15 protein-coding genes are annotated in these 13407 nt (G+C 32.3%); 8 read left to right on the top strand and 7 right to left on the bottom strand.

The annotated features are described in order from the left end of the window. The first annotated feature begins 14 nt into the window (after positions 1 to 14). Together QYS47_RS01455 and QYS47_RS01450 are read left to right on the top strand one after the other, a co-directional pair. On the top strand, positions 15 to 359 hold the full coding sequence (locus QYS47_RS01455) for a tRNA-binding protein (RefSeq protein WP_308358113.1): 345 nt from the start codon (positions 15 to 17) through the stop codon (positions 357 to 359). A gap of 20 nt (positions 360 to 379) precedes the next feature. Next, positions 380 to 997 carry a hypothetical protein gene (locus QYS47_RS01450; protein ID WP_308358114.1) on the top strand — a complete coding sequence of 206 codons (618 nt, stop codon included), beginning with the start codon at positions 380 to 382 and terminating at the stop codon, positions 995 to 997. A 157-nt stretch (positions 998 to 1154) separates the two neighbouring features. Here the strand turns inward: QYS47_RS01450 and QYS47_RS01445 are convergent, their stop codons facing one another. After that, complete coding sequence (locus tag QYS47_RS01445) at positions 1155 to 2066, bottom strand: TIGR01777 family oxidoreductase (RefSeq protein ID WP_322347457.1); 912 nt, start codon at positions 2064 to 2066, stop codon at positions 1155 to 1157. 157 nt (positions 2067 to 2223) lie between these two features. On the opposite strand from QYS47_RS01445, the gene QYS47_RS01440 reads away from it, so the two are divergent. Next, positions 2224 to 2916: a hypothetical protein gene (locus tag QYS47_RS01440; RefSeq protein ID WP_322347456.1), complete on the top strand. Its 693-nt coding sequence runs from the start codon at positions 2224 to 2226 to the stop codon at positions 2914 to 2916. 4 nt (positions 2917 to 2920) lie between these two features. Here QYS47_RS01440 and QYS47_RS01435 read toward each other — a convergent pair whose 3' ends face one another. From QYS47_RS01435 to QYS47_RS01410, 6 genes are all read right to left on the bottom strand, one after another. Next, positions 2921 to 3655, bottom strand: coding sequence for an NYN domain-containing protein (locus tag QYS47_RS01435; protein ID WP_308358117.1), 735 nt, complete (start codon positions 3653 to 3655; stop codon positions 2921 to 2923). Between the two features lie 78 nt (positions 3656 to 3733). Further along, positions 3734 to 4828: an MFS transporter gene (locus QYS47_RS01430; protein ID WP_322348410.1), complete on the bottom strand. Its 1095-nt coding sequence runs from the start codon at positions 4826 to 4828 to the stop codon at positions 3734 to 3736. A 154-nt stretch (positions 4829 to 4982) separates the two neighbouring features. Continuing rightward, positions 4983 to 5792 (bottom strand): SDR family NAD(P)-dependent oxidoreductase, encoded by an 810-nt coding sequence (locus QYS47_RS01425; protein ID WP_322347455.1) that lies wholly within the window; start codon positions 5790 to 5792, stop codon positions 4983 to 4985. Between the two features lie 40 nt (positions 5793 to 5832). Continuing rightward, positions 5833 to 6282 carry a hypothetical protein gene (locus QYS47_RS01420; RefSeq protein ID WP_322347454.1) on the bottom strand — a complete coding sequence of 150 codons (450 nt, stop codon included), beginning with the start codon at positions 6280 to 6282 and terminating at the stop codon, positions 5833 to 5835. A gap of 71 nt (positions 6283 to 6353) precedes the next feature. Further along, positions 6354 to 7028: a LytR/AlgR family response regulator transcription factor gene (locus QYS47_RS01415; RefSeq protein ID WP_322347453.1), complete on the bottom strand. Its 675-nt coding sequence runs from the start codon at positions 7026 to 7028 to the stop codon at positions 6354 to 6356. Then, positions 7025 to 8029, bottom strand: coding sequence for a sensor histidine kinase (locus tag QYS47_RS01410; protein ID WP_322347452.1), 1005 nt, complete (start codon positions 8027 to 8029; stop codon positions 7025 to 7027). The genes QYS47_RS01415 and QYS47_RS01410 overlap by 4 nt, the downstream gene beginning before the upstream one ends. A gap of 198 nt (positions 8030 to 8227) precedes the next feature. On the opposite strand from QYS47_RS01410, the gene QYS47_RS01405 reads away from it, so the two are divergent. From QYS47_RS01405 to QYS47_RS01385, 5 genes are all read left to right on the top strand, one after another. Continuing rightward, positions 8228 to 8572: a MotA/TolQ/ExbB proton channel family protein gene (locus QYS47_RS01405; protein ID WP_302128421.1), complete on the top strand. Its 345-nt coding sequence runs from the start codon at positions 8228 to 8230 to the stop codon at positions 8570 to 8572. Between the two features lie 161 nt (positions 8573 to 8733). Continuing rightward, entirely contained in the window at positions 8734 to 10170 is a 1437-nt protein-coding gene (locus tag QYS47_RS01400; RefSeq protein ID WP_322347451.1) for a TlpA family protein disulfide reductase, read from the top strand. A gap of 292 nt (positions 10171 to 10462) precedes the next feature. Beyond that, a complete protein-coding gene (locus QYS47_RS01395; RefSeq protein ID WP_322347450.1) occupies positions 10463 to 11200 on the top strand; it encodes a bacteriorhodopsin in 738 nt (245 codons plus the stop codon). Positions 11201 to 11252: 52 nt separating this feature from the next. Further along, the gene (locus QYS47_RS01390) at positions 11253 to 12182 is read left to right on the top strand and encodes a Brp/Blh family beta-carotene 15,15'-dioxygenase (RefSeq protein WP_322347449.1); all 930 of its coding nucleotides are present in this window, start codon (positions 11253 to 11255) and stop codon (positions 12180 to 12182) included. Between the two features lie 210 nt (positions 12183 to 12392). Then, on the top strand, positions 12393 to 13319 hold the full coding sequence (locus QYS47_RS01385; RefSeq protein WP_322347448.1) for a DUF6624 domain-containing protein: 927 nt from the start codon (positions 12393 to 12395) through the stop codon (positions 13317 to 13319). The last annotated feature ends 88 nt before the right edge of the window (positions 13320 to 13407 follow it).

Here is a 13407-nt window from a genome sequence, read left to right as displayed (position 1 = left end):
GAGGCTATTCAGTTATGAATGAGAATGATAAAACAATTGGCTGGGAGGATTTTTCTAAAATAGAAATGCGAGTTGGGTCAATACTAAGAGCTGAAGAATTCTCGGAAGCAATGAGGCCTGCTTACAAATTATGGGTTGATTTTGGAGAGTATGGAATCAGGAAATCCTCAGCTCAAATAACTGTTTTATATGAGTTAGAAGAATTAATTGGTAAAAAGGTGGTTGCAGTATTAAACTTTCCTCCAAAACAGATAGCGAACTTCATGAGCGAATGTTTGGTTCTAGGAGCGGTAGATGATGACAGAGTCAGTTTGCTAGGAGTTGATAAAAGTGTGGAAAATGGTTTAAGGATTGCTTGATAGCCTAAATTTTGTGTTAAATGGATAAGAAAACAAAAGTTAAAGAATTATCATTTTTTGAAAGGGTTGAAAAGATGCACCCCTATAAAATGATATTTATTCTAAGTTTATTTGGAAGCACTTTAATTTTCTTTTTTTTATTGTTCTCATTTTTTATGAGTCTTGGAAATGAGGGAAATAAAGAAATAGAATTACCGGCTGTTTTTACACTTAGTACAATATTGATTGCTGCCTCAAGTTTTATGATTCACCCAATTCATAAATTATTCAAAGCCCAAGAAATATCGTCTTTGTTAATGGCGCTGAGGGTTACATTTTTTCTCGGCTTAGGTTTTGCACTTTGCCAGTTCTTAGGTTGGAAAATGCTTAGAGAATCAGATGTATTATTTTCGTCTCATGTTTCTGCTTCTTTTTTATATGTACTTACTGCTTTACATGCTGCTCACTTTTTAGCGGCTCACACCTATTTAGGGTTTTTGATTTTTCAAACCCACTCCATTTCTAAAGATCCAGTAAAATATTTAATAGCAGAAACTAATCCCTTTTGGCACTTAAAATATGAATTGCTGATTAAAGGATGGCATTTTTTAGGTATTTTATGGGGGGTATTGATCTTGAGTTTTTGGGTGTTTTTGTAGCCCCCTAGCCCCCAAAGGGGGAATACTCACAGAAAAACATTTGCATTTTAATTAGTTTCTTCGCTAAGAAATTTACGTTAAAAGAGATGAAACTTATCATTTGTTACTAATCTAAATCGGAGAGAGAAATCCCCTTTTGGGGGTTAGGGGGCTGCGGCTAGGAGGCCTTATAAATATCCTCTAATGCCTCATCCAACTTTTCAAACTTAAATTCAAATCCTGACTGAAGCGTTTTTTTCGCACTTACCTTATTACCTCCCAAAACCATTTGAGCCATTTCGCCTAATAATAATTTCATCGCAAAAGCAGGCACATTTGGCAGAACCAAAGGTTTATTTAAAACTTTTGCAACTGCCCGTGTTACTTCTTTATTCGTATTTGGATTTTCTCCAACGCCATTATATACTCCAGTTAATTTATTTTTTAAACTGTGTAAAAATAGCCTTGTTAAGTCATCGATGTGGATCCAGCTCATCCATTGCTTTCCTGAACCTAAGGGTGCACCGGCAAATAATTTGATGGGCTGAGCTAATTGTGGTAATGCTCCGCCTTTATCTGTTAAGACAATTCCTATTCTGATTTTAGCAACTGGAATATTCAATGCTTCAAATTGATCTACAGAAGCTTCCCATTTTTTGGTTACATCAGCTAAGAAATCATTGCCAACTTCAGAGTCTTCATCTACCCATTTATCACCAGTGTTCATACCATAATAGCCAATAGCACTTGCGCTTATCAAATGTTTAGGTGCATATTCAGGATTAGCTTGAATTTTATCGAATAGAAGTTGAGCAGATTTCGTTCTGCTTTCAATAATTACTTTTTTACGCTCCTCTGTCCAACGTTTGTCAGCTACTCCAGCACCAGCTAAATGGATAATCACATCGGCAAACTCGAAAGCCTTTTCATCAATTTGCTGCTTTCCTATATTCCATTCAAACTGTTGATAAGGATAGTTTTTCTTTATGCTCCTTGTTAAATGGGCAACTTCATATCCCTTAGATTTTAATAGAGCAGAAAGTTCAGTTCCTACAAGTCCAGAGCCACCGGTTATTAATATATTTTTCATATTCATAAGTTCTATCTTTTTAACTACTGCTAAGCAAATTAGTTGGGAATCGGCTCAGTAAAATAATATTAGGCCTGATTATTGGTTATGGAATAACATAAATAGCTACACCATTATGTTTATATTTACGTTTGCAATCAAAAAGAATCTTATTGATATGTTAAAAGGAATCTTATTACCGTTCATTTTGCTTTTCAGCATCAGTCCCTTATTTGCACAATATCAAACGGTCGGCAGTGCTCATAATTTGTTAGGTGTAGATGTTGAAGGATATGAAGTTGATTTACCTTTTTCTAAGGAAAAAGCTCAGAATAGCTGGAAAGAATACGCCAAGGATTTTGGTAGAAGTGAAGATACTCAAAACCATAAGACCTATCAAACTACATTCCGAACAGATATTTATGTGGAGGAGGTCTTGATTTTTAGTCAAATTACAGGAAATACCGAAAAAAGTGTGTTGTGGATGGGGATTGACCCACAAGGCATTCCAAAAGAGATCTACCCAGAGCTACAAAAAGCAGTTGAGGAGTTTGTATATAATTTCAACCTAAAAATGAGGACGGATTTAGCTCAAAAGAAAATAGATGAGTCGGAACAAGCGGCAACTTATCTAAGTAAAGAATTTGAGGATCTTAAAAGGGATGAACGTAAAAATCAAAAAAATTATGAGCGCACAAATGAAAAGATTTTAGAATACGAACAAGAGCTAAAAGAATTGAGAAATGACTCTACACAGTATGTTCAAACTTTAGAAAATCTTAAAAACTCCATAGATTCATTATATTCTGAAATTGAAAAAGTTAAATCTGTGGTGGAAGTATATAAAGAGAAATTAAAGGAGATTAACTAAAGAGCTATTTCTGCTTTTTTTTAAGTCGAACATAAACTAGTTTCAGATTATTTTTATTTCCTATGCGCTCCTCGATCTCAAAATTTTTAATGGATTTGATAAGAGGGGTAAGTTTAGGATAACCATAGTTTCTCGAATCAAAATTAGGTTGTTTCTTCTGCAATAAGTTACCGACATCACCCAAGAATGCCCATCCGTCATCATCAGCTAAATCGGAAATGGTACTTGATATCAGTTTAATGTCTTTTTGAGTAATTTTATCAACATTAGGTTTTGATTTATCAGAACTAGCTTCTTTTTCTTCAGGTTGGGTATTTAATATTTCTATATAAATAAACTTATCACAAGCTACTATAAATGGATTAGGGGTTTTCTTTTCTCCAATTCCATAAACTTTCATGCCTGCCTCTCGGAGCCTGGTAGCCAATCGGGTAAAATCACTATCACTGGAAACCAAGCAAAAGCCATCTACTTTTTCGGAATATAAGATATCCATTGCATCTATGATCATGGCCGAATCAGTAGCATTTTTCCCAGTGGTGTAGCCATATTGCTGTATGGGTGTGATGGCATTTTCCAACAGTAAGTTTTTCCACTTACTTAAATTAGGCTTAGTCCAATCCCCATAAATTCTTTTAATGGTAGGATTACCGTATTTAGCAATTTCCTCCATCATTTCTTTCACATTGGCCGAAGGAATGTTATCCCCATCTATTAGTACTGCTAAATTGATATCCATTATTGAAGTTTATATATTATTAAGTATACTCTTAGTAAGCAAAATGGTTGGTTAGCGTTTAAAATCTATTTAATAAATTCATCTAGCCTTCAATGGGTTTTTAGAATTTAGAAAATACAAACCTGAAACTGGCCCTATAGCTAAAATACTAAACAAGTATTCTGGCCTCAGCTCTATTCTTAGAATATTTAATAATTGAATGCTTATGATAGTAATGGCAAATCCGATTGAATTTACAATGGTTAATGCAGTACCTTTATTTTCAGCAGGTGCATGAGTAGCGACTAAGGTTGAAAAAAGAGGAGAGTCAGCTATTACTACCATTCCCCAGAAAATTAAAAACCCAATGAAAAGTGCGGGATTGAAATACATAACTGCTATTGGCGAAATTAGACAACATAGGCCAGATAAGGATAGAGACCATGCAGCTGTTTTTTTAGTTCCCAAGCTTTCTGAAATATATCCACCGGATATACATGCTATACCTCCAACACCAATAATTATAAATGACATTAAAGAAATGTTGAATTCTACGGTTTTATGGAAACCTTGATAGACGCCAAGAAATATAGGGATAAAAGCCCAGAAGGCATATAGTTCCCACATGTGCCCAAAATAACCGAAGGCAGAAGCCCTAAATTCTTTCTTTTTAAACACTTGAAAAAAGGCTGTGAAATCAGGTTTTTGAACCTTTTTGCGGTTGGGGCCATCGGCTAAAAAGAACATGAGCAACCCTCCAACGAAAGCTAATGATGAAGTGAAATATAGGACGAATTCCCATTGAATATCTTGTGTGAATAAATTTAATAGATGAGGAAAAGCGGTTCCTAATACTAAAGCCCCAACTAAAAACCCTAAAGATTTTCCTAATCCTTTTTCAAAATAATCTGATGCAATTTTCATTCCTACCGGATAAATACCTGCGAGGAAAAAGCCAGTTAAAAAACGAAAAAGTAATAGTGAATTGAAATTATTATTATCCCAAATCACACCTAAATTAAAAAGGGCTCCTAAAACAGCGCAAACGAAAAACACTTTGGTGGGGGAAAAGCTGTCGGAAATAGAAAAGATAGCGAAAACCAGTGTGCCCAAAATAAAGCCAAACTGCACAGCTGAGGTTAGGCTTCCTAGTGCGGTAATAGGTAAGCTGAAATCGGCTATTAATTCGGGCATTATGGCATTTCCTGCAAACCATAAAGAAGTACAGCAGAACTGTGAAAAAACAATTATAGGTAAGACATAAAATGGAGGCCTCATACTGATTGAAATAAGTAAATTTTAAGTTAATTATTTCCTTTTAGTTTTAGCCCGTCTGCATCAGGATATTTTAAAGGCTGGCAATCATTTTTTCGCTTTCTTCCCACAAACGTTCTCTAGCCGCAGAACTATTTGCTAATGAAGTCGCTTTTTTCACCTTTTTATCTTTAAAATATTCACCGTTTTTATCAGCCGACAATTCATTAGTGGCTAAGTAAATAGAGGTGGAGGCTCCTTCACGTGTTGTCTTCATAAAAGGCTTTCCTAAATTCCACATGATTTTAAGTACACTTGGCAAAGAATCACCAAAACCTGAATTAATTACGCCAGGATGCAAAGCATAGGAGCTTATTCCTTTATCAACTAATGATTTTGTGAATAGGATATTGTAGAGTTTTGCATTTGCATAACCCAATATGGCTGAATATTTGTTTTTTAAATTAAGATCTGACCAGTCAGGTTTAGCCGCACGATGAGCTTCTGAGCTCACGTTGATCACCTTAGTATTACTTTTCTCAAGTAGAGTAAATATCTGCTTAGTTAAAAGGAAGTGACCCAAATGATTTACTGCCAAATGTAGTTCAAATCCATCTTTGCTCTCTTTTCTTTCTTGAAAGGTACCACCAGCATTATTAATTAATACGTCTAAATGATCAGTTTTTTCTAATAATGTTTGTGATGCTTTCTTTACGGACTTTAGATCAGCCAAATCACATTCAATGATGCTAACGTTTTCTTTTTGCTTCCAATCAGAAATAATATTTTTAGCTTTATCTACATTCCTCACTAGAAAGAATAGTTTATTTCCTTTTTCAAGTAATGCTTCAGAAGTAGCAAGGCCAATCCCGGAAGTAGCACCTGTTATTGCAATAGTTTTCATAAGTTGAATTTTCTACATCAACTTCAATATCACAAAATGGTTACTTAATTCTTTCATAATATGAATCAGACCCATCAGATGGAGAACCATTAAAGAGCAAATATTCTTTATTGAGATATATTGTACCGAAAGTGTTTTCAATTCCTACTTCTGAATTAAGATAAAATGCGGTTTCACCTCGCGTTTCCAGTTCCCAGAAAGTAGTGCTTGCTAACTCTCCTTTTCGATATACCTGAATAGAATCTACACCAATATTTAGAACATACTCCTCTTCTCGAACATCAGCCCAAGCTGCAGAAGTTGCTTCCGAACAGCAATATTGATATATCAATTGCCATTCCCCTATAAGCTCGCTTTTGAAGTCCTCAGAATTCCAGTTTTGCGTTTCATGATAATCATAAAATTTTTGATTATCGAATGGGGGTTCAAATTCCTTTTCACAAGCAATAAATAAAAGTAAGAACAACGAAAATGGGATAGCTTTTTTCATTTTAAACAATTTTAGCTCAATTAATAGACCCGCTATTTCTTCCAGAAGTTGCTTGTATAAAATGGAATTTACTAATCACCCAAATTCAAATCCTTTTTGAAAGATCTTGAAATAGTCAGCCAATCTTCACCAACTTTAACCTTCTCTTTTTGGTAGGCCATTATTTTATCCTGATTAATTACAAAAGAGCGGTGAATTTGAATAAATGATTCGGGTAATTCCTCTATCAATGTTTTTAAAGTCATTTTTGTTAAAATAGGCTTTAGACTTTCCAGATAGAACTTTAAATAGTCTCCTCTTGCTTCTATATATTTTATATCAGAAAGCATGAGTTTTACTTGCTGTCTTTCATGGGTTATGAATATATGATCTTTTGTCTGCTTTATTTCTGCTTCATTATCTAATTCATTTACAGCTTTTAGAAATCTTTCGAAGGATATGGGCTTTAATAAGTAATCAATAGCTTTTACTTCAAATGCATCAACTGCGTATTTTCTATGGGCTGTTATGAAAATGACTTTCGGTCTAGTTGGATTACTTTTTATAAATGTAAGACCATCTAAACCAGGCATTTCTATATCCAAAAATAGTAAATCTACTTTATTACTTTTTAGAAACTCTCGTACTTCCCAAGCATCTTTAAAAACTCCCTTAAGTTCAAGGAAAGGGACTTTATCAGTATAATCGCTAATTAATTCACGAGCTAAAGGCTCGTCATCTGCTATTACACATTTCCACTTTTTCATTGACATGGCAGTTCTATTTCGATCTTAAAAATTTTACCAGTTATCATATGGTTCATTTTGTAATGACTTTTGTATAAATAAGCCAATTGACTTTTAATATTTTTTAGTCCAATTGCTTGAGAATTTGATTCTGAACTGACGAAATTATTAGAAAAAGAAATTTTAATCTTAGACTCAATCACTTCAATCATGTAATTAATAATTAATTCATCAGAATTATTTTTCCCACCGTGTTTAAAACAGTTTTCCATCAAGGTGATAAGTAGAAGTGGTGGAATTTGAATCTCATTTTGATTTCCAACATTCAATTCTTGATGTATTTTTAATCGGTCTCCAAACCTAAAACTCTCTATATAGATATAGTCTTCCAAAACCTTAACCTCATCTGATAATCTAACTAAGTTCTTTTTACTATTCTCTAATATATATTCCAGTAATGCACTTAGCCTTAATATAAGTTCTGGTGCTTTATCTGATTTTTTAAGGCTTAAAGCATATAAGTTATTCATGGTATTGAATAAGAAATGTGGATTCAGTTGGCTTTTTAAAAATTTCAATTCTGCCTCAGCCATGTTTTTCAATGCTTCATTCTTTTCTGTATCAGTTGCTCGCCATTTATCGATACTAGTAATGGCTAAAAAAAGCATGACAATAAGAAATAAAACAGTATTTAATATGGCAAAATCCTGAGTGGCAGGAGGCATCAAGTCATATTGATAATTGGCAATAAAAATGAAAATGATGGTATTAAGTGTTAGAGTTATAAATTCTGCAATTATGAAAGTATATATTGAGTAAAGCGCAAACCTAAATTTTTTACCCTTTAGTAAAAACTGTGGAATAAGGTAGTAAGAAATAGTATATGCTAATCCAATGGTTATCGGCATGTAAATAGAAGAAAGTAAAAATGCCTCATTCCAATTATTGTTATAGCTCATCAAGAATGAACAAAGCAAAAAGGATAGGCCCCAAAATAGGATATGGTATAATAATTTAAACATGAAGTGTAAATTTATACAAGAAATAATAAGAATACTTTATAATCGACCGATAACCGTTTTCAGTAGGCAGAAAGCAATTTTGATGCTTGATTAATATAAATACGTTATCCACCATTTTAAATTGGTTGATGATCGACTAATAAAAAAACTTAAAGGATTACTTATTACACTTGCATTTCACTTAACCAAAAAAGAATTATGAGCATTATTGAATTACATTTTACAGGAGGTATATTATTTATGGGAATACTGTTTCTTTTACTAGTGGCAGTAATTATCACCTCAGTTATAGCATTTAAAAATAAGTCAGAGAGATGGCTTAAAATATCTCAGGAGATCGCACTATTTGCATTGGTTTTCGGAATCTTAGGTCAGTTGGTAGGCTTGTTTGGTGCTTTTGAAGCTATAGAACAAGTTGGAGAAGTTTCCCAAGCATTATTAGCTGGGGGTTTGAAAGTTTCTTCTTATCCTACCTTATATGGTTTTTTCATTTTTTTAGTTGGAAAAGGTTTAAAAATCGGATTTAGTTTAATTAATAAATAGCCGTTCAAATTAAGAAAACACAATAAGTGTCTCATGAATTATTGTGGAATTTTTTGAACAACTAAGCACGCTGATTCAGCGTGCTTTTTTTCTAGAAAAATTTAATTCTAATTTTAATCAACTAATAAATTAGTTATACTGAGCTTTATAATAAATTTACTATGTATAAAGCCATTATTAAAACATTAATTGTCAGTTATTTACTATTTGTAAGCTCATTTACTTCCAAAGCTTTACAAGAGGATTTTGACTTAAATGGAAAAAGCAGTTTTTTAATTGAAAATACTTCCACTGATACTGCTTTTATCAACATTGAAAACTGGTATACCATACCATGGAAAGTTCAAAAAATTGATACATTTATATTAAAAAATAATTCGTTTTATACTTCACTAATATCGCAAGCCAAGGATTATTTCAATCTAAAAATTAATAATAAAGCATTTAAAATATTTTCTAAACCTGGCTCCATCGTTCAAATAATATATCAGTCAGAAGATAATATCGATTTTAGCGGCTCAGAAAAAGATGTTAACGAGTTTTTGTTAAAAAAGGGAAATTATTTTCAATCAACAGAATCGGATTGGATGCCCCGCGTTCGTTTTACACATAATGCTGATGAATTTGAAGAAATTATAACCGCAAATGATTCAATCACAAAACTTCAACAAAAGTTCTTGACCGACAATAAAATGGAATTACCCAATTGGTATTTTTCATTCGAAAGGAAAAGGCTAAACTATCTCAATGCCTATTGGAAATTAAACAGTTTAATGTATAGAAAAAGAATGCTCAATAAATCGGATTCTTTAGGGTCTCAATTTTTAGAATTAACCATTAATGATTTGTCAATTAATGATTCGGATATGTTGGGAAATAAAAGGTATATGAATTTTTTAAGCGATTTCATAGGCTATAAATCAGACCCAATGTATGAAAATAAAATGCCTTCAAACATTGAAGAATGGATAGTATTTTATGAACATTCAATAGATGTAATTAATCAGCTATTAACAGCTGAGGTTAAGGATACCTACTTGACATTTACTTTGTTAAATATTATTGAAAGAAGAAGGTATATTTTTAATACTAAATGGATTGAAAATATTGAAGGTGAGGAATTAAAAAAATTAGTCTTACAGAAATATGAAGCCAATCCCATTTTGCCAAAAGGATCACAGCTACCTTTCTTTTTATTAACCGACAGTGATGGAAATAGAATTAAATCCAATGATTTTAAAGGTAGAATTCTATTGATAAATTTCTGGGCAACATGGTGTAAGCCTTGTATTAAGGAATTTCCCTATGAAAATAAATTAGTTGAGCGATATGACGATCAAGAGCTAAGTGTAGTTAATATATGCATGTATTCAGATAAGAAAACGTGGAAAAAATATATTCAGAAATACCAATTAAAGTCAATTAATCTCTTTGCTGAAAATAGTTGGACTTCAAAAATTGAAAAGGATTTTGGAATTAGAGGAATTCCTCACAGTGTATTGGTTGATGAAAATGGAAAAGTATTTCAAAATAAGTGTGCCCGACCAAGTGAAGATATATCAAAAGAGATTGATAAAATACTCATTAAGGATTATTAATGTCCCAAATTAAAACATCTACAACCTTCTAGATTGAAATTAGGCTTATTGTGAATCTTTATAAAATATAATTTATGTTTTTATGAACTTGTTAAACAATAATTATCAGTTAATTTATGATAGTTTAAAATAGTTCTATACAACAATATTATATATTGCTATTAGGGGGTAAAATGTTTTACTATTTTATATTAAGAATTTATATCAATAAATAATTTGTTTAAAAAACAACACAAACTATTAAACAAAAAACACAACACTCTGTTTAGTACCAAAATAAACAAAAATAACTATGGTACTATCAGAGATTATTATCATTCCCGAAGGGGACGTAGTAGCATTTACCTTTTTTATAGGGTATATGGCTATGATGGCAGCATCCGTATTCTTCTTTTTTGAGAGAAGTCAAGTTGATGCTAAATGGAAAACCTCATTATTGGTTTCCGGTCTTATTACCTTCATTGCAGCAGTTCACTACTACTATATGAAGGATTACTATTTGAGTACAGGTGAAAACCCTACATCATTGCGTTACATTGACTGGACTTTAACAGTTCCATTGATGGCTGTAGAGTTTTATTTATTAACAAAAGCTGCTGGAGCTAAACTAAACTTATTATGGAAGCTTATTGTGGCTTCTGTATGGATGTTAGTATTTGGTTACATTGGTGAAGCTTTCAACCCAGAAGGCGGAGATACTACACACTCGGTAATTTATGGTGTAATATCAACACTAGGTTATGTTTATATCCTTTATACTGCATGGTTTGGTGAGGTTGCTCAACTTGCTAAAAACAGTGATAATGCCAAGGTAAAACAAGGTGTTAGAGTACTAGCATGGTTTGTTTTAGTAGGATGGGCTATTTATCCGATTGGGTATATGTGTATGCCTGGTGGCTGGTTAAATGTAGCTTTAGGATGGGGTCCTGAAAATGTAGATTTATTCTACAATATAGCGGATGCTATCAACAAAATTGGATTTGGTTTAGTAGTTTATGGTATTGCGATTAACTCATCAAACAAATCATAATTAAAGTATTTTTTATGCCTCTTCAGGTTTTTCTGAAGAGGCTTTTTTCATTATGACTAAAGCAATATTCTACTTTATCGCAGCTAACCTATTATTTTTACCCTTGCTATCAATATCAGAAGGGCAATTTCAGAATTTTGCTTTTTATATTACTGTACCTTTCATTATCATTTTTGGAATTCCACATGGAGCGATTGATAATGTATTGTTTAAAAGGAGTAAAAAAATATCCAATTTTAAATTTATTGCGGTATACCTCAGCATAATTGCATTAAATATTGGGTTATGGCTAGTTACGCCTGTTTTTGCATATGTCTTATTCCTTTTAATTTCAGCTTATCATTTTGGGCAATCTGAATTCACACACTATCTTAAAAAACAGACCTTTTATCATAAGATTTTATTCTTTTCATGGGGTTTAATCTTAATTGTAGGCTTAATATATTTTAATTTAGCGGAAATCAACTTAATGACTCAAAAGTATGAGTCATTTGCGAGTTTTGAATTAGTACATTCTAAGCAAATGCTTGAAATAATATTTGTTGGTTCACTTGCTATCACACTTATTATACTTGCGCAGCTCGTTTATAAAAATATCATTTCTATTGAAACCGTATTAATGGAAATAATAGTAATGTCATTGACATTATTAAGCTTCTATCTTATGCCATTGCTAATTGGTTTTAGTCTTTACTTTATCATTCTACATTCTTATAAAGTAATGGAAGAGGAGTTTAAATATCTAAAATCAGAAAATATCATACCTAATTTGAAAGGCTTTTTGAAGTTACTTACTCCTTTTAGCGTACTTTCTTTTGCTGGAATACTCTTTCTTTTTGCCCTTATTTATTTTAACATAATCAGCCTATCCTATGGTTATATTATGTTAATTATCATTTCCTCTATCACCCTACCTCATGTGTTTGTAATGGATCAATTTTATAATTTATTATTCAAATCGGGTTTTTTCAGAAACTCGTGATCTTTCCTGTTTTTATAATCCGTTTTAAAATTTGAAGCTCATATTGATACAAATCAAAAACATATGCTGCTTTTCTTTCTCCGTATTACTAATATTTCACTTTAGTTTCATGCTTTAGTTAAGTATCTTCATTATCTGGTAGCTCAACGACTAATCCGTCATGGATCTAAAATAGACACTAAGCTTGTATCATAATTAAACAAAAACATTATGAAAAAGATACTTGCTTTCGCCCTTTTATTAATTACCATTCATTTTTCTTATGCTCAGGATTTAAGAAAAGAAGCGGATAGTTTAAAACAAATTGGTTTACTAGAGCCTGCTTTGATGAAGTACGGTGAGCTCATGATAAAAAACCCTACACGGACTACTTCATACTACCTTGCACAAACTTGTGCATTACTATGGACTAAAGATATGCGAGACACAGCCTTCCATTTCTTAAAGTATGCCATAGAAAACGATCATAATTTGGCAGCTCTTCATGACCCTAGCTTTTTGAGTTTGATTGAGGATCCAAGGTGGAAGAAAATAGAAAACCATCAGATCATGATGTATCAAAGAAATCATCCACCTATTAAAAATCAAAAGTTTGCAAAAGAACTTCTGCGAATGATCATAAAAGATCAAGGATTCATGTATGCCGGTAATTTAGAACGAAAAAAATATTTGAAGAATGGTGGGGTTTTTAATACAGCTGCAATTTATCCAGTACTTGCTCTAGAAGAAAAGTATAAAGCAGAAAATATAGATAAACTTAATGATTTATTAGATGATTTCGGATGGCCATCTGTTTCAGAAGTTCCAGAAATTGCTATTGATGGAGCTACTCTTATTGTACAGCATGCAGATCATGATATGAGAGTCAAATTTTTCCCATATGTAAGTGAAGCCTTTAGACGGGGAGAAGTAGATCCACTTTTGTATGCTAAAATGAAGGATCGAATTTTAATCGAAAAAGGTAAAGAACAACTCTATGGTACACAGATTGAGATTATTAATTTTGAAAAGAAATTATTACCTCTTAAAAATCCTGAAAATGTAGATAAAAGGAGAGAAAAAATAGGATTAGGGCCACTTCAACCTTATTTAAAGGAAAGGTTTAACATAGATTGGACCTTAGCCCATTATAAATAATTTTAAGTCACTAAAAGGCAATACTAGCTTATTGCCTTTTTTCTTCTTTACCTATTTAGTTAAGCTTTAAAAAAAGCTTAACAGCTAT

Source organism: Marivirga arenosa, from assembly GCF_030503875.2.
In the GTDB taxonomy this organism is placed as follows: domain Bacteria; phylum Bacteroidota; class Bacteroidia; order Cytophagales; family Cyclobacteriaceae; genus Marivirga; species Marivirga arenosa.
This window is presented reverse-complemented; position numbering and strand designations above follow the sequence as displayed.

Coding starts and splice junctions, on each gene's coding strand:
- QYS47_RS01455 (WP_308358113.1), top strand. CDS start 15: ATGAATGAGAATGATAAAACAATTGGCTGGGAGGATTTTTCTAAAATA.
- QYS47_RS01450 (WP_308358114.1), top strand. CDS start 380: ATGGATAAGAAAACAAAAGTTAAAGAATTATCATTTTTTGAAAGGGTT.
- QYS47_RS01445 (WP_322347457.1), bottom strand. CDS start 2,066: ATGAAAAATATATTAATAACCGGTGGCTCTGGACTTGTAGGAACTGAA.
- QYS47_RS01440 (WP_322347456.1), top strand. CDS start 2,224: ATGTTAAAAGGAATCTTATTACCGTTCATTTTGCTTTTCAGCATCAGT.
- QYS47_RS01435 (WP_308358117.1), bottom strand. CDS start 3,655: ATGGATATCAATTTAGCAGTACTAATAGATGGGGATAACATTCCTTCG.
- QYS47_RS01430 (WP_322348410.1), bottom strand. CDS start 4,828: ATGCCCGAATTAATAGCCGATTTCAGCTTACCTATTACCGCACTAGGA.
- QYS47_RS01425 (WP_322347455.1), bottom strand. CDS start 5,792: ATGAAAACTATTGCAATAACAGGTGCTACTTCCGGGATTGGCCTTGCT.
- QYS47_RS01420 (WP_322347454.1), bottom strand. CDS start 6,282: ATGAAAAAAGCTATCCCATTTTCGTTGTTCTTACTTTTATTTATTGCT.
- QYS47_RS01415 (WP_322347453.1), bottom strand. CDS start 7,028: ATGAAAAAGTGGAAATGTGTAATAGCAGATGACGAGCCTTTAGCTCGT.
- QYS47_RS01410 (WP_322347452.1), bottom strand. CDS start 8,029: ATGTTTAAATTATTATACCATATCCTATTTTGGGGCCTATCCTTTTTG.
- QYS47_RS01405 (WP_302128421.1), top strand. CDS start 8,228: ATGAGCATTATTGAATTACATTTTACAGGAGGTATATTATTTATGGGA.
- QYS47_RS01400 (WP_322347451.1), top strand. CDS start 8,734: ATGTATAAAGCCATTATTAAAACATTAATTGTCAGTTATTTACTATTT.
- QYS47_RS01395 (WP_322347450.1), top strand. CDS start 10,463: ATGGTACTATCAGAGATTATTATCATTCCCGAAGGGGACGTAGTAGCA.
- QYS47_RS01390 (WP_322347449.1), top strand. CDS start 11,253: ATGACTAAAGCAATATTCTACTTTATCGCAGCTAACCTATTATTTTTA.
- QYS47_RS01385 (WP_322347448.1), top strand. CDS start 12,393: ATGAAAAAGATACTTGCTTTCGCCCTTTTATTAATTACCATTCATTTT.